Source organism: Thermodesulfobacteriota bacterium, assembly GCA_040754335.1.
Classification (GTDB): Bacteria; Desulfobacterota_D; UBA1144; order Nemesobacterales; family UBA2774; genus 2-12-FULL-53-21.
Map to the genome: position 1 here is coordinate 63,496 of JBFMCV010000004.1, position 18,924 is coordinate 82,419.

Below are 18,924 nucleotides of genomic sequence, written 5' to 3' on the forward strand. Positions count from 1 at the left end.
TATATCATTTCAGAAGAAACAAGGGCCGGATATGAGCATATCTCGAGCGGACGCTCAGGACATAAGGGAGATACATTCGGATTTTCTCGTAATAGGGAGCGGTCTCGCGGGCCTGTATGCTGCCCTTTACGCTTCCGGCTTCGGGAGCGTCACCCTCCTCACGAAATCGACGGTCGAGGAGAGTAATTCCTACTGGGCCCAGGGGGGGATAGCGGCCGTGGTCGATCCCGAAGATTCGACGTGGTTCCATATAGAAGACACGCTCAGGGCCGGCAGGGGGCTGAACGACACGGACGCCGTCACGGTTCTGGTTAATGAGGGCAAGGACCGCGTGACAGACCTCATGAAGCTCGGTATGAAGTTCGATACGGGAGAGAAAGGGCTCGAGCTCGGGCTCGAGGGCGGGCATACCAGAAGGCGCGTGCTCCACGCGGGCGGCAGCTCGACCGGTCGGGAGATGGTCAAATTCCTGATCGCCGCGGTCGAGAGCAACAAATCCATAAGAAAGTTCGAAAGCACGGGTGTCATGGGGTTTTTCTCGGACGGGTCCCGGTGCGGGGGAGCGCTGGCTATAGACGGCAATATGAGCCCCGTCGCGTTTATATCGAAGTCCACGATACTCGCGACAGGAGGGGCATGCGCCCTTTACGAGAGGACGACAAACCCCGAAGGCGCGACAGGCGAGGGTATAGCGCTTGCTTACGAAGCCGGGGCGGAGATCGCCGATATGGAATTCGTTCAGTTCCACCCGACGGCTTTTTACAACGAGAGCGGAGCGAGCTTCCTCATATCGGAAGCCGTGCGGGGGGAAGGGGCGCACCTGCTTGACTACGGGGGAAAGCGGTTCATGCATAACTACAGCGAGCTCGGGGAGCTCGCGCCTAGGGACGTCGTATCGCGCGCTATATACATGGAGATGAAAAAGTCGGGCAGGGATTACGTCTATCTCGACGTGAGGCACCTCGATCCGGACTACATCAAAGCACGGTTTTCGAATATCTACTATGCCTGCCTGGCATACGGGACGGACATGACCTCGGACCTCGTCCCGGTCGCCCCTGCCGCTCATTACACGATCGGTGGGGTGAGGACGGGGCTCTCGGGGGAGACGAACATAAAAGGCCTCTTCGCCTGCGGCGAGGTCGCCTGCACCGGCGTGCACGGCGCCAACAGGCTCGCGAGCAATTCGCTCCTCGAATGCGTGGTATTCGCCAGGCGCGCGGTTGACGGCGCAAGGGGTATGCCTCAAGCCCGCTACAGTGCGCCTGCCGCCGATATCGACCCCGCGATCTACCGGGTTTCAGTTTCGGAGGAGGGATTGTTCGGGGAGCTAAAGACCCGGGCTTCGCGTATAATGAACAGACGCGTCGGCATAGTGAGGAACAAGGAAAACCTTGATAAAGCCCTCGCGGAGCTCGGTATGCTGACGGCGGGTCTCGACAAGCTCTCAGGCTACCACAGGCTGAAATTAAAGATGATTCTCGATGTCTCTACGATCATCACACGGTTTTCTCTCCTGAGGGAGGAATCGAGGGGCGTGCATATAAGAGAGGACTTTCCCGCTGAGGACCCCGGATGGAGGAAGCACATTATATTGAGGAAGGGAGAGGAGCCTGCCGCTATACCGGTATGAAAGGTATAGTATGTTACCGGGGGATGATCCGGCGCAGACGTTCGACGCATGAAAAGAATAGAGCTTGATTTCAGCCGCGTAGACCGCATCATAGAATACGCACTCAGGGAAGACCTTGGTGACGGCGACATCACCACGAACTCGCTCGCAACGGAGAAGGAGGACTCGAGGGCTGTCATTCGCGCCAAGGCAAAGGGGGTGATCGCCGGGCTCCCGATAGCCAAGCGCGTCTTTCAGAAACTCGACCCGACGGTCGTGTGCGTGGACAACATCAGCGACGGCGAGGACATAAAGCCGGGCGATATCCTCTCGGAAATAAACGGGGGCACGAGGGCGCTGCTGTCGGGCGAGCGGCTCGCACTCAATATACTTCAAAGGCTCTCCGGTATAGCGACCCTCACGTCGAAATACGTGAAAGCGGTCGAGGGTCTCCCAGTGAAGGTTCTCGACACGCGGAAGACGGCTCCCGGCCTCCGCATACTCGATAAATACGCGGTTTCCGCGGGGGGCGGATACAACCACCGCTTCGGTCTCTTCGACGGGGTCTTGATAAAGGACAACCACATAAAGATCGCGGGCGGTATAGGGGACGCGGTCGCGGCCGTACGCAAGAAGTACAGGCAGAAATACAAGATAGAGGTCGAAACCTCGGATATCGAGCAGGTGAAGGAAGCGCTCATAGCCGGCGCAGATATAATTATGCTCGACAATATGAACCCTGCCGAGATGAGAAAGGCGGTCCGTCTCATAGACAGGAATGCGCTCGTCGAGGCCTCGGGCGGGATTACCCTCAGGAACGTGAGGGAAGTGGCGGAGACAGGGGTGGATTTTATATCGGTGGGGGCCCTTACCCACTCGGCCTCGGCTTTAGATATAGGGCTCTATGTGGTATAATTAATTTTATTAATGATGTAGGTAAGTTGAGGTATGAATGGAAGGCTACGACCAAATATCTGAAGAGATAAAAAGACTTAAGGAAGAAAAGAACGCCGTTATACTCGCGCACAACTACCAGGTGCCCGAGGTGCAGGACGTTGCGGATTTTACGGCCGATTCGCTCGCGCTCTCGCAGATGGCCGCCAAAACAGAGGCGGATATCATCGTATTCTGCGGGGTGCATTTCATGGCGGAGACCGCCTCCATAATCTCCCCGCAAAAGAAAGTGCTCCTCCCCGATCTCGGCGCGGGCTGCTCTCTTGCGGATACGATAAATGCCGACCAGCTCCGGGAATGGAAGAAGGAGCATCCCGGCGCTGTCGTTGTTTCTTACGTTAATACGACTGCAGAGGTGAAAGCCGAGAGCGACTACTGCTGCACGTCTTCAAACGCCGTCAAAGTAGTGAGCGCCGTCCCCGAGGATAAAGAGATACTCTTCCTCCCGGACATGTTCTTAGGCGCTTATGCGGCCAAGGTCACGGGGAGGAAAATCCACGTCTGGCCGGGCGAATGTCACGTGCATGCGGGAATTAGGACCGAGGATTTGAAAGAAATGAAGCACACGCATCCGGACGCCGAGCTCGTCGTCCACCCCGAGTGCGGATGCACGACGAATCTTCTTTACCAGGGCCTGAACGGCTCTTCTGCCAACGGGAACGGCCACATTAAATTCTTATCGACGGGCGGCATGATAAAATTCGCGAAGGAGTCTCAGGCAAAAGAGTTCATCATCGCGACCGAAACCGGGATGCTCTACAAGCTTAGGAAAGACAATCCCGACAAGACGTTCCTACCGGCGAGGGAAAACGCGGTCTGCAAGTACATGAAGATGATTACGCTTGAAAAAGTTCTCAGGTCGCTCAGGGAAGAAGTCTACGAAGTGAAAGTTCCCGAGCACGTCGCTTTAAAAGCTAAGAAGTCCATAGATCGTATGCTAGAGATAACGGCCTAATACCCCTCCGCAAGCCCTCCGGGCCTCCTCGGGTCGGTCGCTCCGTATAGAAAATCCCCTGACTTCATTATGCTCTGCGCGCTCCCCATCGTATCGCCCGTCACCACCTTGTGGCCAATCTCCGTGAGCAATCTTACGGTATCCGCGCTCAGCCCTTTCTCAATTCTCAACTCGTCGGGCAGCCACTGGTGATGCACTCTCACTGCATTTGTCGCTTCTGATACGTTCATCCCGAAATCGATCACGTTCGTCAGTATCTGCAGGACGGTCGTGATGATGAGGCTGCCCCCGACGCTGCCGGTGATCAAAAACGGCTTCCCGCCTTTGAGCACTATCGTCGGAGTCATCGAGCTCAGCATCCTCTTTCCCGGAGCGAGCGCGTTATATTCGCCTCCCGTCAGGCCGTATGCGTTAGGAGTGCCGGGCGTGATCGAGAAATCGTCCATTTCGTTGTTGAGCAGTATGCCCGTCCCCGGAACCATGATCCCGGAGCCGTAATTGAAGTTGAGCGTGTAGGTGTTCGAGACGGTGTTCCCCCATTTATCTATCACGGAGAAGTGTGTAGTGCTACCTCCCTCGCGGGGAGCATGACTGCCCGGGGAGATTTCGCCGCTCGGAGTCGCCCTTTCCGGGTCTATCCTCGCGCTCATGCTACGGGCGTATTCTTTCGAAGTGAGGCGTGAAACCGGAATTTCGTAAAAGTCCGGGTCGCCCAGATAAACCGAGCGGTCTGCGAAGGCAAGCTTCATGCACTCTGCCATTATATGTATCGCCCTTGCGGAATTGTTGCCGTATGTGCCGAGCGGGAACCTTTCGAGCATGTTCAGCATTTCTATTAAGAGCACTCCGCCCGAGCTCGGAGGCGGCATGGAATATATCTCGTACCCTCTGTAACTTCCCCGGACGGGTTTTCTGACGACGGCCTCGTAGGACGCGAGGTCTTCCTTCGTTATGAGGCCGTCTTCCGCTTTCATGAACCCGGTTATCTTTTCAGCCACCTCTCCTTCATAAAACGCGTCCGGGCCCGATTCGGCTATTTGCCTGAGGGTACGCGCCAGGTCCTTTTGCTCGAGCGGCTCGCCCTGGGCATAGCTCACGCCGCCGTCCTTAAAAAATACTTTCATACTTTCGGGAGACGCATTAATCCTGTCCCTGGCGCCGGAAAGCGACCTCACGAGCTCTTCGTCAGCAGGGAACCCCTTTTCGGCAAGCTCTATAGCGGGTCTGAGGGCCCTTTCGAGCGATATAGTGCCGTACTTCTCAAGCGCAAGCGCGAGTCCCGCTACGGTGCCCGGCACGCCCGAGGCGATTATGCTGCGGCGTGACTTCTCCTCGTCGACCTCCCCTTTGTCATTGATATACATCTCCCTCCGCGCCGCGAGAGGGGCTTTCTCCCTGTAGTCTATCGCCGCCGCTTCCTTCGCTCCAGTGAGATAAATCAGCATGAAGCCTCCCCCGCCGAGGTTCCCCGCCCTCGGGTAGGTGACCGCCATCGTAAAACCGACCGTAACGGCTGCGTCAACGGCGTTCCCACCTTCCCTCAGCACCTCTAGTCCCGCCTTTGTCGCGTATTCGCTCTCCGACACGACCATTCCCTCCAGCGCGTACGCGGGATGGAACCGCGCCTCCGGGTCGAACGCCGGATGCGTCTCACCTGCGGCGACCGGCGCATGGTATAAAAAAAGAATCGTCAGGAATATCAGGCCCGGTAAATGAAACAAGCGAGCCTGTGAAAATTTTTCCTTCAGGCTTATCATCGGTTCACGGGCCCTCTCGATGAAGGAATATCCATCCGCAAAAGAGTGCGGCATGCCCCTTCCATTTTCAATAGAGTTTATTCAGTCTGGTTGCTGAAGATGAATTACGGCGGCTGTGCAGACCAAGCCGGAATTACTGGTTCATCATGTTGAAGAATTCCTTGTTCGACTTCGTTCCGCTCATCTTGTCGAGGAGGAATTCCATAGCTTCGACGGTGTTCATCGGGCTCAAGACTTTTCTGAGCAGCCATACCTTGTTGAGCACGTCTGCCGGAAGCAGGAGCTCTTCTTTCCTCGTGCCCGAGCGCTGGAGGTCGAGCGCAGGGAATACTCTCTTGTCGGCGAGCCTCCTGTCGAGGTAGGCCTCCATGTTGCCTGTTCCCTTGAATTCTTCGAATATGACCTCGTCCATCCTGCTGCCCGTATCTATCAGGGCCGTGGCGATGATAGTCAGGCTTCCGCCCTCCTCGGTGTTCCTGGCGGCGCCGAAGAACCTCTTCGGCCTCTGGAGCGCGTTCGCCTCCATACCTCCCGAGAGCACCCTGCCGCTCGCGGGCGTAACGGTATTGCTCGCGCGGGCGAGCCTCGTCAAGCTGTCGAGCAGGATTACGACGTCCTTACCGTGCTCCACGAGCCTCTTCGCTTTTTCGAGCACCATATCGGCCACCTGGATGTGTCTCTGTGGCGGCTCGTCGAACGTCGAGCTGACTACTTCCCCGTTGACCGAACGCTCCATATCCGTTACTTCCTCCGGGCGCTCGTCGATAAGGAGCACTATGAGGGCGACGTCGGGGTGGTTCCTGGTTATAGCGTTAGCTATCCTCTGGAGCAGTATCGTTTTACCCGTCCTCGGCGGGGCCACGATCAAACCCCTCTGGCCCATACCGATAGGGATGAACAGGTCGAGCACCCTCGTGCAGAAATCGTTTGCGTCGTATTCGAGCATCAGCTTCTGGTCGGGGTGAAGGGGGACACGGTTTTCGAAAGCGACTCTTTCCCTGCATACTTCGGGAGAATCGAAGTTCACCTCTTCTATCTTGAGGAGCGCCAGGTTCTTCTCGCCTTCTCTGGGCAGCCTTACCTGCCCGCCCACGGTGTCTCCGGTCTTCAAGTTGAAAGAGCGTATCTGGGATTTCGAAACGTAGATGTCGTCGGGTCCGGGCAGATAGCTGTACTTGGGAGACCTGAGGAACCCGTACCCCTCGGACAGAATTTCTAGCACGCCCTCGGCATATATGACCCCTTCTTTTTCGCTCTGGGCCTTGAGGATAGCGTAGATGATGTCCTGCTTCGTCATGCGCGAGGTCTCGTCGATCTCGAGGTCCCTCGCCATCTTCATGAGCTCCGCGCTCTTCTTGTTTCTGATGTCGTTCAGGTGGAGGAAATGACTTTCTTCCGACAAAACTTCCTTCTCTTCGGGTTTTTCCCGTAATTTGGTTGCTCTAGCCATGTGTTATAAGTCCTTGACTCATTATTTTTTTAGGAATTTACAGCAATTGTCACTTTACGAATTTATGGAAATGAGTGTAAGTTCTCGTTGAGTTGCTATAAAAGTATTAGACAACATTATTATGCCAGTCAAACGTGTGTTTTGTCAAGTGAGATTTTTCGGTAATAATAAATCCCGCGGCCTGGTTTGTTGTCACGCTTATGTTAAACAAACCCGGCTCTTTATGCTATAATCAAAATTTGACGGGGCGGCTCCGGATTCCGCAAATAGAGAAAAATATGTTTTGAACAGAGGGTGTTATGAAACGCATATCTAATTTTACAGTATTTTTGGCGCTCGCTCTGCTTGCGGCATATTACGCGGGGCCTGATGCGCTCTCGGCTGGAGGCTTCAGTGCCGGTAAGGCCCGCGACGGCAGGGGCGATGCGCTCCTGGCCCAAGGCGGAGACGACTCCGACAACGCCACATCGAAGACGCCGCCCAGGTACACGGAAGTCGAGCTCACGTCGCTTGACGGCGAGATATTCATAAACCCCCTCTATACGGGAAAGGTCTCCACGGTGAGGACGATAGACAAGAACGGGCTCATAGGGCAGAAGGTGGACATAGAGGTCAGGATCATGACCGACGGCTGGAGGAAGTTCAGCCTCCCCGGGACTGCCGCGGGCGCCTACGGGGTGATAGTGTCCGGCGACGAGGGCATACTGAAGATTTCGAAACCCGCCGAAACTCCCGCACCCTCGGGAGGAGAGTTGAAATCCATAAAGAAGCTCGTCATAGAGTTCGGGTATCTGAGCACTGTTTTTTCCTTCCCGAGCATGAACATACTCGAGCCGAGCAAGGTCGAGTTGGGCGTTCTCAACAACGCGGATAACAAGTTCATAAACGGAAGCATCGTCGCCATGAAGCCTGACCAGGCCGCGGTCGAGTTCCAGGACCTCCCGGCTACCGTCGTAAATAAAGAAGGGACGATGAGGGTGAGCCTCAAGGAGCCGGGCGGCACTTTTATAAATTCCGATATTCAGGCTTGGGGGTATAACATAATCGTATCCGAAACGGATATAGACACGCCCGCTCCTATCACGGCCGAGGTGTTCGGTCTTCCGGACGACGCGGAAATAAGGTTCGACTTCAGCTCACTCACGGGTCAGGTGATAGACCCGTCTACCAAGATATTGACCGTGGGGGAGATTAACAAGGGGGCTACCGTCTCGACGATTACGACAAAAATCGGAGGCGCTCAGCCCCTTACGGTTACGGTCAGGAGGGTCAGATAGCGGAGTTTAGAGATGCTCTTGCCAATCATTATCCAATGTCTTAGAATTCTTATATACTATATTTAAACACTCGGAAGAGAGGTGATGTAATCATGTCCGGCCATTCAAAATGGGCGAATATCAAGCACAGAAAGGCGGCGGTCGATGCGAAAAGGGGTAAGGTCTTCACGAAGCTTATCCGCGAGCTGACCGTTGCCGCAAAGCACGGGGGAGGGGACCCCGAAGCAAACCCCCGTCTCAGGACCGCCATTGCGGCTGCCAAGAGCCAGAACATGTCTAACGATACGATAGACCGGGCTATAAAGCGGGGTACGGGCGAAATGGGCGGGGAAGAGTACCATGAGCTGTCCTACGAGGGGTACGGGCCCGGCGGAAGCGCGGTTCTGGTCAAGACACTCACCGACAACAAGAACAGGACGGTCTCCGATATCAGGAGGATTTTCACGAAGTACGGCGGGAGCCTCGGGGAATCGGGATGCGTCTCGTGGATGTTCCACATGAAGGGAAGGATCGCGTTCGATAAAAACAAGGTCGACGAGGACAAGGTATTCGAGATCGCCCTCGACGCCGGAGCGGACGACGTCGTTACCGAAGAGAGCGAGCTCGTCGTCATCACCCCGCCCGACGCGTTCGAAACGGTCAAGTCCGCGATACAGAGCGCGGGCCTCGGCTACGAGACCGCGGAGGTCACTATGATCCCTCAGAACAGCATCAAGATAGAAGGCAGGGAAGCCGAGAACATGATCCGCCTCATGGAGGCGCTTGAAGACAGCGACGACGTCCAGAACGTATATTCGAACTTCGACGTTTCCGAAGAGCTCATGCTGAGCCTGGCGTCCTGATATGAAGGTGATCGGAATCGACCCCGGCTCGAGGGTTTGCGGTTACGGGGTCCTCGAGTCCCGGAGCGGGGATATAAGGCATCTGGCGAGCGGGAGCATAACGCCGGGGCACGGCCTTCCCCTCTACCAAAGGTTAAAGATAATATACGAGTCTCTTATAAAAGTGATAGGCGAGCATTCGCCCGAGGCGATGTCCGTCGAGGATATATTCTTTGCGAAAAACGCCAAGAGCGCGATAAAGCTCGGGGAGGCGAGAGGTGTTGCGCTGCTCGCGGCTTCGAATTCCGGGATATCGATATTCGAATACACCCCGACAAAGGTCAAGCTCGCGCTCACCGGGAGCGGGAGGGCGAACAAGAGTGAGGTGCAGAGTATGCTCTCCATGATACTCGGCGTATCCGAATTCGAAACGGAGGACGCTTCCGACGCGCTCGCGGTAGCGCTCTGCCATATAAATCTCTCACGCATCGAGTCCAGGCTGGGCAAGGAGTTCACAGAGCCGCGGAAGAGGAGGAGGCGGTTTACACTAAATGATCTCCCTTCTAAGGGGTAAGGTTGCACATAAGTCTCTCGGGAAGGTGGTAGTCGACGTGAACGGCGTCGGCTACGGCGTCACGGTGCCGCTATCCACTTATTACAGGCTCCCCGAGACGGGGGGCGAAACCGAATTGAAGATCCATACAAGCATGAAGGACTCGTCGATCGAGCTCTTCGGCTTCCATACTGAGGACGAGCGCGCCGTGTTCACGCTCCTTATAAGCGTCGCGGGGGTAGGTCCGAGGGTGGCCACCAATATACTTTCCTACATCACGCCTGCCGAGTTCGCCTCCGCTCTTTCTTCCGGGGAGCTCGACAGGAAGAAAATACCGGGCATAGGGCCCAAGCTCGCTTCGAGACTGACGACGGAGCTCAAGGACAAGGTCTCGGAGCTCGGCGCACACGAAGAATCGGTGAAGAGAACCGGCATACTCGAAGACGTCGTATCCGCCCTCCTCAATCTCGGCTATAAAAGGGCCGAGATCGACGAGCGCGTCTCCGAGATCGAGCGCATCGCCTCAGGCGAGAGCGATATCGAGACTGCGCTGAGGGAATCGCTCAAGGTGATGAGGAAGGTCTGAACTTGTATTTCCAGGCCGGATTTCTATGGAGCTTCTGTTCATTTATAATTAGAAAGACTCTCGATTGACGGAGCATGTAATGGCGGAGAGGCTTCTGAGCCCGAAAGACAGGGAAGACGAATCGCTCCTCGACAGGAACCTCAGGCCCGAGCGGCTTAAAGACTATCTCGGCCAGGCCAAGGTCAAGGAAAAGGTCGAGATCTTCATCGAAGCCGCAAGGAGACGAAGCGAAGCTCTCGACCACGTGCTCCTCTACGGCCCGCCCGGCCTCGGGAAAACGACACTCGCTCACGTCGTCTCGAACGAGCTGGGGGTCAGGATTTACGCCACGTCCGGCCCCGTTATAGAGAGGGTGGGCGACCTCGCTTCAATCCTTACCAACCTCGAGGACAGGGACGTGCTCTTCATAGACGAGATACACCGTCTCAACCGCATAGTCGAGGAATACCTCTATTCGGCGATGGAGGACTACAAGATAGACATCATGATAGGCGACGGGCCTACTGCGAAGTCCATGAAGGTCTCTGTGAACAGGTTTACGCTCGTAGGTGCCACGACCAGGACTGGCTTATTGACGTCCCCTCTACGGTCGAGGTTCGGCGTCGATCTAAGGCTCGATTATTATACCTCGAGCGAAATCGAGGAGATACTTAAAAGGTCTGCAGGCATACTGGGAGTGGAGATTACGCCCGAAGGTGTGGCCGAGCTCGCCTGCCGCGCGCGCGGCACCCCCCGCATAGCGAACAGGCTCCTGAAAAGGGTCAGAGACTTCGCCGAGGTCAGGGCGGACGGGGTGATCGACACCGGCGTAGCGGCCTCGGCGCTCCAGATGCTCGAGGTGGACCCCCTCGGGCTGGATAACCTGGACAGGGCAATCCTCGAGACCATAATCGGGAAGTTCAGGGGAGGGCCCGTAGGCATAGATTCAATAGCGGCCGCCGTGAGCGAGGACAAGGACACGATCGAAGACGTCTATGAACCCTTCTTAATACGGCAGGGACTAATAGCCAAGACTCCCAGGGGGAGGGTCGTCACGCCGCTTGCGTATTCCCACTTGAACATTGCTGCGCCGCGCATGCAGAAAGGGCTCTTCGGGGATTAATTCACCTTATTGAGCGGCAGCTCCCTTATGAACTCGTCCCAGTGCTCTTCCGTGATGAGATCGAGCTCTTTCCTCGGCTTTTCATATCCTCCGCCCCCGGGAAAGAGCTCGTTATAGACCTCGTCCCTGAGCTCGAGCCACATGTCTATCGACTCGTAGTTCTTGAATCTGACGACCGTCTTATACGTCCAGAGCGGCTCGAGCGTATGCACGCGCTGCGTGTAGAGCCTGTACTCGTCGACTATGATCCCCCGCTTCTGCATCTCGCTCCAGAACGGATAGAGCTTCTCCCTGTAAATCTCGAGGAACTTTTCCCTGTTCTCGGGTTTCACCACATAATAGCTCTCCTCGATCACGACCCTGTACCTCTCCTCCGCGGCTCCTGCGAAAGAAGCCGTTACAATCAGCAGCGCCGCCGTGAGGCACATGGACATCGCTCCCTTTTTCATTGTTTTATACGGCCTCCCTTTGAATTCAGGGGGTTTCAACTCCCCCTTTGTTATCGAGACTACCATTATACACTCCGGGCCGAAGCTCCGGCAAACTCCCGGATATGAGGATTTTGTCGCGAATATTATTTGATTTTAGTTTGTAAGTATGGAAAACTTAATACGGAATCTTAAATGCAGCTCATTCGTAATAATCAGAAGCATTGATTTTCATTCAAACCCTAAATCCAACTTATCAGCGGGTCAGCACAGATGACAAACTGGATATATCTATTGTTAGAGGCTCAGACATATAACGGGTCCGGTCAGATAAAAATCACGAACCTAATCACGGACGCGGGTCCTGTCGTGAAGGTCGTGCTGCTTCTCCTCTTGATCATGTCGGTGATCTCGTGGACGATAATATTTTCCAAGGCCTTTGTCCTGAAAAGGGCGGCAAAGAGGTCGGAGAAGTTCCTCGAGCTCTATAATGCGAGCGGCAACTTCGGGAACCTCTACTCCTCGACCAAGCACATCGGAGGGCCGATAGCGGAGGTATTCAGGGCCGGGTATACGGAGATTTTGAAGCTGAGACGGGCGAGCGGGGCGGCTCAGAGCCCCGAGTCGAGGACTAACCCGGAAGTGATCGTGAACGAGTTAGGCGTGGTGGAGCTCGTCGAAAGGGCGCTAAAGAGGACCATGGCTTCCGAGACGGCCAAGCTCGAAAGCTCGCTCATATTCCTCGCGACGACTGGAAGCGCGGCGCCGTTTATAGGCCTCTTCGGCACTGTCTGGGGGATAATGACCTCCTTCATAGGGCTCGCGGGGAGCCAGGGCGTCCCAACGCTTCAGGCAGTCGCCCCCGGCATCGCCGAGGCGCTCGTAGCCACCGCAATAGGTCTTGCGGCGGCTATACCGGCCGTTATCGCGTACAATTATTTCATCAGCAGGGTGAAGAGGATAGACATAGAAATGGAAAACTTTTCGTCGGAGTTCCTCAACATCGTGGACAGGTATATTAAGAAGGTGTAAGACGCATGGGAATGCAGACCGGCAAGAATAACGGACGCTCGGTGATGTCGGAGATAAACGTGACGCCCTTTGTGGACGTGATGCTCGTTCTCCTCGTCATATTCATGGTCACGACCCCGATACTCTACCAGGGGGTGGACGTGAACCTGCCGAAGACCGAGTCCCGTCCCATGCCTTCGCTCGACCGTGAGAGGAAGGTCGTCGTCACGCTCGACGCGAGCGGGGAGATATTCATCGAAAAGGAGCGGTACTCGCTCGACCAGCTCCGGATAGAGGTAAGGAAGCTCATGGCCGAGAGGGGTAAGAGTTTAACGGACGAGGACGTCTTCCTGAGAGCCGATTCAAGCGTCCCTTACGGCACGGTCGTCGAAGTGATGTCGGAGATAAGAAACGCGGGGGTACAGAAGATCGGGCTCATCACGGAGCCTGTTCCGAAGCAATGACCAGCGGTGAGAGGGGAAATGAAACCGGAAGATAAGGATACATCGAGCGGCACGTCTTTTTGGGGAATATTTTTTTCGGTCGCCCTCCACGCTGCCGTGCTTATACTGGTGCTGTTCTGGGGTTTCAGCGGCACGTCAAACCATTCGAGCTCAAGCGGCCCCATTCAGGTATCTCTTTCGGGCATAGGACCCGGAGGAGGGCAGGACTCGGATCCTGCGTCCCGGCCGAAGGCGCCTGAGGCCCCGAAGAAGCCTGAGCCTGTCAAAGAGAATCCCCCCGAGGTCAAGAAGAAGGAAGTTAAAGCCGCCCCCGAGCCTGAAAAAAAAGAGCCGCCTAAAGAACCCGAGAAGGAAGAGGTAAAGAAGGTGGAGGTCAAGAAGGAAGAGCCTAAAGTAGAGCCCAAAGAGGAAGAGAAGCCCAAAGAGGTCGTGAAAGAAGAGCCCGAGAAGAAGGAAGTCATACCTCTCGAGACGGAGAAAAAAGAGGAAGTAAAGAAAGAAGAAAAGAAAGAAGAGCCGAAAAAAGAAGAGAAGAAGGAAGTAGCCGAAAAACCCAAGCCGACGGAAAAACCCAAGACGGAAACTAAGAAGACGACCGCCAGCAAGAAGAAAGACCTTGAGAGTGAAAAGAGCAAGGTCCTTCAGGATATAAAGAGACAGAAGGTGCTCGAGGAGTTAAAGAGCGGATCGCAGGAGAGTACCCAGCCCCAGGAGGAGATAGGGGAGGAGCAGAGGCTCGCCATGGCCGATTCCGGGGAGATGCCCGGGGAATCGGAGCCGGGCCCCGGCGAACCGTCGGAGGGTTCGTCTCTAAGCAGGGAGGGTTCCGGAAGCGGCTCGTCCATTAATCCGGTCTTATTGAACATATATAAAGATAAAGTCCATCAGAGGATAAGCAGGAACTGGAGGATACCGCCTGGAGTGCCTACCGACGGCAGCCTTACGACTATGATATTGTTCAAGGTCGACCAGAGCGGAAGAGTATTCGATGTGAGGGTGAACCAGTCCTCGGGCAACCCGGCGTTCGACGAATACAGCGTCAGCGCGATCTATAAGTCCGCCCCGCTCCCGCCGCCACCTTCGGAGTTCGCCAAAGAGGCGGAGACGAGCGGCGTGCTCGTACCGTTTAAGAACGTGACATACTGATGGTCGTCGATATGGTTCTTGCCGCAAAATTCGTTTCAGAAGTTCAATTGGGTGGTCATTATTGAATCTTATCCTCGTACGTCACGGCGAAACTGAATGGAACAGGACAGGCAGGTGTCAGGGTGTCGCGGATATAGACCTCAACGACACCGGCATGAGGCAGGTAGGGGAGCTCGCGCATTCATTGAAAGACGCCGAGATTTCAGCCGTGTATTCGAGCGACTTGGTTCGGGCGCTCCGCACGGCAACGGAGATCGCGTCCCTCCATAACCTCGACGTCAATATAGACAAGGACCTGAGGGAAATGAACCAGGGGGACCTCGAAGGGCTCCTCTTTGAAGACATAAGGGAGAGGTATGCGGATATTCTCCGGGAATGGAGGGAGAGTCCCGAGACCCTAAGGCTCCCGGGCGGGGAGTCTCTCCTACAGGTGGAGCAGAGGGCATGGAATGTTTTCGAGAAGCTCAACAGTCTCCATGCGGGCGAAACCGTCGTCGCCGTGAGTCACAACCTCACGATCACCGCGCTCCTCTGCAGGATTACGGGCGTGGGCTTGAAGGGCTTCCGTAATTTCAACCTCCGTGCCGCTTCGAAGAATCTTATCGTCTCCGTTAACGGGAATATAGAGGTCAAAGTACTGAACGATGTCTCCCACCTGTCCCCTGCAGAGTCGCTCCCCCCGTTGTGATTCTCACCGTCAATCGCTGTCAGAGGGATCACGGCTCAGGAGGGTTTCTTGTAACTCCCCGCGATTTATGGTGTAATTTCCTGATAACGCTATGAAAGAAGAAATAGAGAGAGTCGTTTTACGGTCTGTAGAAAGCATAGGAAAGAAAATCAACCTTACCGATCTCCCTGTCGAAGTGGAGGTCGACATCCCCAAACGCAAGGAGTTCGGTGATTTTTCCATCAATACCGCAATGGTGCTCGCGAGGAAGATGGGCAAGAACCCGAGGCAGGTGGCGGAGCTCATCATCGAGAACCTGCCTGGAGAGAAAGACAAGCTTTTCAGAAAGGTCGAGATCGCGGGCGCGGGCTTCATAAACTTCTTCGTCAGGGAAGATGCAATAGTAAATAAGCTTGAAGATATAGCGAGGCTCGGAGAGAAGTTCGGCGCCTCAGGCTTCGGGAGCGGTCACAGCGTCCTTGTGGAATTCGTGAGCGCCAACCCCACCGGTTTCCTCCACATGGGGCACGCCAGGAACGCGGTCGTCGGGGACACGATTTCGAATATCCTATCTGCCTCCGGCTACAGGGTCACGCGGGAGTTCTACATAAACGACGCCGGAAGGCAAATGCAACTCCTAGGCGAATCCGTGTTCGCGAGATACAGGGAGCTCTTCGGCGAGGCGGCTGAGATACCGGAGGACGGCTACAAGGGCGACTACGTAAAGGAGATCGCTTCGGAGATAAAAGAGCTCGAAGGCTATTCGCTGCTCAATAAACCGAGGGAGGAATCCCTCGCGTTCTCGAGGGAATTCGCGCGCGAGAGGCTGCTAGCCGCCGTAGGAAATGACCTCGAGGACATAGGCGTACGCTTCGACGTCTGGTACAGCGAAAAGGAAAATATACACGGCTTAGGCAAGAACGGCGGCGCGCCGGATAAGCTAGGCGAGATCAAAAAACGCCTCGCGGACGGAGGCGCGCTCGAGGAAAGGGACGGCGCCTTATGGTTCTCTGCAACTAAATACGGCGACACGCAGGACTGGGTGCTCGTGAAGAGCGACGGGAGCCCGACATACTTTCTCTCGGACATCGCGTACCACGCGGATAAGCTCGAAAGGGGTTTTGAAAGTCTCATCAACGTCTGGGGGGCTGATCATCACGGGCACGTCTCCAGGCTAAGGGCAGCTCTAAGGGCGCTCGGCTTCGACGATAAGAGGTTCAACGTCGTACTCATCCAGTTCGTACGCCTGATGAGGCGCGGCGAGGAAGTATCCATGTCGAAAAGGGCCGGGAGCTACGTTACGATGCGCGACGTGGTAAAAGAAGTCGGGGCCGACGTGATGCGCTTCTTCCTCCTGATGCGGAGCTCGGAGAGCCACCTCGATTTCGACCTCGACCTGGCCAGGAAAGAATCGAGCGAGAACCCCGTTTATTACATCCAGTACGCCTATGCGCGTATAAGGAGTCTGTTCAGAAAGGCGGAGGAGGAAGGCGCCTCGGAATCCGCTTCCTCGCTTCACCTTCTTTCCCGGCCGGAGGAGGTGGACCTCGTCAAGAAGCTCCTTCTATACCCCGATATAGTCAAGGATTCGGCGGAGTCGCTCGCGCCCCACAAGGTTGCATATTATCTCCAGGAGCTGGCCTCTGACTTCCACGGATACTATAATAAATTCAGGATAGTCGACGACGACCGCGATTTGAGCGGAGCGAGGCTTTACCTGGTCAGGTGCGTGCAGACGGTCCTCAGCAACGGACTGAAACTGCTGGGGATATCGGCGCCCGAGAGGATGTGACCTTATGAGCAGGGATAGTTCACAGGGAAGCGGCCGAATACTTTCGTTCCTGTTCGCTTTTACCGTGCTGTTCGTCCTGGTTTTCGGCCTGGGCGTATTCGTAGGCAAGAGACTGAGCCGGCAGGACCTCAGTATAACCAGGAGTTTCGAAGAAGCCCCTCCCGAGCCGTCTCCGACGCCTGTCGAAGAGACTCCGGATGCGGGATTCGAGCAAATGGCTGAAAGCCCTGCTCCCGCCGTAGAGGAAGCGGTTGAGGAGAACGCTCCCCCACCTACTCTACCTCCTACCGAGGAAGACGAAAAAGTTGAAACGGAAACGGGGTCAAAGACTGTAACGGCCCCCGAAAGCGCCAAGCCCCCCGCTCCGGCCAAGCAGGACGATGAAAGGTTGGCCGAGATCACGCGTGAAATAGAGCGCGAGCTCGAGAAAAAACGGCCTCAGGAAACGAAGGAGCCCGAGGCCGCCAAACCTTCATTGCCTCATGTGGATCCCGAAGGTGCATATACAGTCCAGATAGGGTCTTTTCAGGACCAGAAGCAGGCGAACAGCCTTGCGAGCGCACTCCAGTCGAAGGGATACCCGGTGTTTATAAAATCCATGACGTCCCCCGATAATAAAATCTGGTACAGGGTAAGAGTGGGAACTTTCAAGGATCTCGAAACTGCCAAGGCATACGGGGAATCGCTGAAGAGTTCGGAGCCTGGCGTAAAATTGGTTTTTATTACTATTAACAACTGACGCCGCGATGAAGAAGTCCGTACCAGGAATGAGGATCATGATTACAGGACACCCGGTCGTTCGGTTTATAACACGTTTCGCCCCCCTTCTCGTTTTTCTCGTGCTCTCAGGCACCGCGCCGTCATTCCCGGAAAACACGGCGAAGGGCGTGCACATAGTGGAGTTAAAAACGCAGGCGGGGCTCGTAAAGGTGTTCCTGCCCGACGATATATCCGCGGGTGACACAGTTTCAGCCTCCGTAGCGCTTTACCCCGGAGGCGTCACGGCGGAGGCTGTGAACCGTAACCTCGCGATGCTTAAAAGCTGCATTATCGAAACGAGCTTTTTCAAGGTCCCTGCCTCTCAAAAATCCATAAAAATAAACGTCCCCAGGAACTCAGCCGGGACCGAGATGAAATTCACTCTGAGAAACGCTTCGATGAAGGTCCTCGACAGCGTGTCAGTGCCTATAAGTCTTTCCGCAGCCTCGCGCGGGAGCTCGGAGGCGCCGTCGCCATATGACTACCAGTGCCCTCTCGTCGGCCAGGCAGGGAGGGTCGTGGAAATAAAAGGCCCCTTCGACGGTGATTTCGCGACGACTGATTTCAAGATCGGGAATAAAAAGGCGAACGTCATCGCCGAGTCCCCGAGGAAGCTCGTTTTCGAGAGCCCTTCAGACGTAATAGGCTCGGTAGAGGTGGTGCTTGTCGAGCGGAACGTGGAGGTAAGGAGGCCGTTCACGTGCCTGCAGGTGCTGAAGATAGGCGAAGGGGACGCGGTGCCGGTCGTGAGCGGTTCCGCTGCCGGACCTGCGGTTCCGCAGGATAGAGAGATGAGGGCGACTGAGCCGGGAATTGCCGAAAGGGAGCTTCCCCCCGCCACACAGTCGCTCGAGTTCGGGAGCATTAAAGCTGAGGAAAACCTGCCTCCCCCGGAGCGGACTGCCGAAGCGCCGGCCCAAGCCTTGGTCCCGGGCTACAGGAATGAGGAGATGAGGATAATTCTCGCAAACCAGATGGAGTCCCCGGTCTCGCTCGAGGGCTCTCTAAGCGCGGCGCCCGCCGAATCCGAAGTGGCGGAGCCGGCCGCGGAGGAAGAAAGCGCCCCGTCAGCGAGAGAAGGTGAATCTATAGTAGAGGCGCCGATCGAAACGGCGCCTGTAAAAAAACCGGAGCAGGATTCTCAGATTCTCACCCCCACCGGGAGCGATGGCGAAAACGCTTCCGGTATCGTTCCGGGCGGCTCGACGGCTGCCGTGCTCGAAGGTCAGCTCCTGGCCTCGTTCACTGGCGGCGCATTAGAGGACGGCGTTTCTGATGCGGTCAAACAGCCGGAAGCGCAGCCCCCGGCCGAGGCAGAGCCCCGCGGGAAGTTCACCGTGCAGGTAGCGTCCTACAGGGAAAAGCAGGACGCCTATGTACTGGCGGACCGGCTGACCCGGAAGGGGTATCAGGCTTTCGTTTCGGAAGCGAATCTCCCCGGAAAAGGCAAATGGTACAGGGTCAGGGTAGGCCGGTTCGGAACGCGGAAGGAGGCTTCTTCGTTCGGTGAAAGCTTGAAAAGGAATGAGAGCTTTATAAAATCAGTCTACGTAGCCGAGGACGAGTGACCCCGGTTTTATTACTGGGTGC

General features: G+C 55.8%; 18 protein-coding genes. 15 read left to right on the forward strand and 3 right to left on the reverse strand.

The window, feature by feature from the left end; genetic code table 11:
• Positions 1 to 31 precede the first annotated feature (31 nt).
• The 3 genes from nadB to nadA are packed head-to-tail and all read left to right on the forward strand — an operon-like array spanning position 32 to position 3,521.
• Complete coding sequence (gene nadB / locus AB1598_09255; GenBank protein ID MEW6145190.1) at positions 32 to 1,633, forward strand: L-aspartate oxidase; 1,602 nt, start codon at positions 32 to 34, stop codon at positions 1,631 to 1,633.
• A 48-nt stretch (positions 1,634 to 1,681) separates the two neighbouring features.
• Positions 1,682 to 2,527 (forward strand): carboxylating nicotinate-nucleotide diphosphorylase, encoded by an 846-nt coding sequence (gene nadC, locus AB1598_09260; GenBank protein MEW6145191.1) that lies wholly within the window; start codon positions 1,682 to 1,684, stop codon positions 2,525 to 2,527.
• A 37-nt stretch (positions 2,528 to 2,564) separates the two neighbouring features.
• Entirely contained in the window at positions 2,565 to 3,521 is a 957-nt protein-coding gene (gene nadA, locus AB1598_09265) for a quinolinate synthase NadA (GenBank protein ID MEW6145192.1), read from the forward strand.
• Here the strand turns inward: nadA and ggt are convergent.
• Both ggt and rho read right to left on the reverse strand, forming a co-directional pair.
• Positions 3,518 to 5,242 (reverse strand): gamma-glutamyltransferase, encoded by a 1,725-nt coding sequence (gene ggt, locus AB1598_09270; GenBank protein MEW6145193.1) that lies wholly within the window; start codon positions 5,240 to 5,242, stop codon positions 3,518 to 3,520. The two genes, nadA and ggt, sit on opposite strands and share 4 nt — an antisense overlap.
• Before the next feature lie 169 nt (positions 5,243 to 5,411).
• Positions 5,412 to 6,728, reverse strand: coding sequence for a transcription termination factor Rho (gene rho, locus AB1598_09275; GenBank protein MEW6145194.1), 1,317 nt, complete (start codon positions 6,726 to 6,728; stop codon positions 5,412 to 5,414).
• A 299-nt stretch (positions 6,729 to 7,027) separates the two neighbouring features.
• Between rho and AB1598_09280 the strand changes: the two genes are divergently transcribed.
• The 5 genes from AB1598_09280 to ruvB all read left to right on the forward strand — a co-directional run bounded on the left by AB1598_09280 (position 7,028) and on the right by ruvB (position 11,067).
• The gene (locus AB1598_09280) at positions 7,028 to 8,005 is read left to right on the forward strand and encodes a hypothetical protein (GenBank protein MEW6145195.1); all 978 of its coding nucleotides are present in this window, start codon (positions 7,028 to 7,030) and stop codon (positions 8,003 to 8,005) included.
• 92 nt (positions 8,006 to 8,097) lie between these two features.
• Positions 8,098 to 8,847 (forward strand): YebC/PmpR family DNA-binding transcriptional regulator, encoded by a 750-nt coding sequence (locus tag AB1598_09285; protein ID MEW6145196.1) that lies wholly within the window; start codon positions 8,098 to 8,100, stop codon positions 8,845 to 8,847.
• Between the two features lies 1 nt (position 8,848).
• Positions 8,849 to 9,400, forward strand: a complete 552-nt coding sequence (gene ruvC / locus AB1598_09290) for a crossover junction endodeoxyribonuclease RuvC (GenBank protein MEW6145197.1) — start codon at positions 8,849 to 8,851, stop codon at positions 9,398 to 9,400.
• On the forward strand, positions 9,378 to 9,965 hold the full coding sequence (gene ruvA, locus AB1598_09295) for a Holliday junction branch migration protein RuvA (GenBank protein ID MEW6145198.1): 588 nt from the start codon (positions 9,378 to 9,380) through the stop codon (positions 9,963 to 9,965). Before ruvC ends, ruvA begins: the two co-directional genes overlap by 23 nt.
• Before the next feature lie 79 nt (positions 9,966 to 10,044).
• On the forward strand, positions 10,045 to 11,067 hold the full coding sequence (ruvB, locus tag AB1598_09300; GenBank protein ID MEW6145199.1) for a Holliday junction branch migration DNA helicase RuvB: 1,023 nt from the start codon (positions 10,045 to 10,047) through the stop codon (positions 11,065 to 11,067).
• Here the strand turns inward: ruvB and AB1598_09305 are convergent.
• On the reverse strand, positions 11,064 to 11,582 hold the full coding sequence (locus AB1598_09305) for a hypothetical protein (GenBank protein ID MEW6145200.1): 519 nt from the start codon (positions 11,580 to 11,582) through the stop codon (positions 11,064 to 11,066). The two genes, ruvB and AB1598_09305, sit on opposite strands and share 4 nt — an antisense overlap.
• A gap of 186 nt (positions 11,583 to 11,768) precedes the next feature.
• Here AB1598_09305 and tolQ point away from each other — a divergent pair, with 186 nt between their 5' ends.
• The 7 genes from tolQ (at position 11,769) to AB1598_09340 (ending at position 18,902) form a co-directional block, all read left to right on the forward strand.
• Complete coding sequence (tolQ, locus tag AB1598_09310; protein MEW6145201.1) at positions 11,769 to 12,527, forward strand: protein TolQ; 759 nt, start codon at positions 11,769 to 11,771, stop codon at positions 12,525 to 12,527.
• Between the two features lie 5 nt (positions 12,528 to 12,532).
• Complete coding sequence (gene tolR, locus AB1598_09315; GenBank protein MEW6145202.1) at positions 12,533 to 12,970, forward strand: protein TolR; 438 nt, start codon at positions 12,533 to 12,535, stop codon at positions 12,968 to 12,970.
• An 18-nt stretch (positions 12,971 to 12,988) separates the two neighbouring features.
• Complete coding sequence (gene tolA / locus AB1598_09320) at positions 12,989 to 14,116, forward strand: cell envelope integrity protein TolA (GenBank protein ID MEW6145203.1); 1,128 nt, start codon at positions 12,989 to 12,991, stop codon at positions 14,114 to 14,116.
• A gap of 61 nt (positions 14,117 to 14,177) precedes the next feature.
• Positions 14,178 to 14,804, forward strand: a complete 627-nt coding sequence (locus AB1598_09325) for a histidine phosphatase family protein (GenBank protein ID MEW6145204.1) — start codon at positions 14,178 to 14,180, stop codon at positions 14,802 to 14,804.
• Between the two features lie 91 nt (positions 14,805 to 14,895).
• On the forward strand, positions 14,896 to 16,575 hold the full coding sequence (gene argS, locus AB1598_09330; protein ID MEW6145205.1) for an arginine--tRNA ligase: 1,680 nt from the start codon (positions 14,896 to 14,898) through the stop codon (positions 16,573 to 16,575).
• A gap of 4 nt (positions 16,576 to 16,579) precedes the next feature.
• Positions 16,580 to 17,314 (forward strand): SPOR domain-containing protein, encoded by a 735-nt coding sequence (locus AB1598_09335; protein MEW6145206.1) that lies wholly within the window; start codon positions 16,580 to 16,582, stop codon positions 17,312 to 17,314.
• A 7-nt stretch (positions 17,315 to 17,321) separates the two neighbouring features.
• Complete coding sequence (locus AB1598_09340) at positions 17,322 to 18,902, forward strand: SPOR domain-containing protein (protein ID MEW6145207.1); 1,581 nt, start codon at positions 17,322 to 17,324, stop codon at positions 18,900 to 18,902.
• The last annotated feature ends 22 nt before the right edge of the window (positions 18,903 to 18,924 follow it).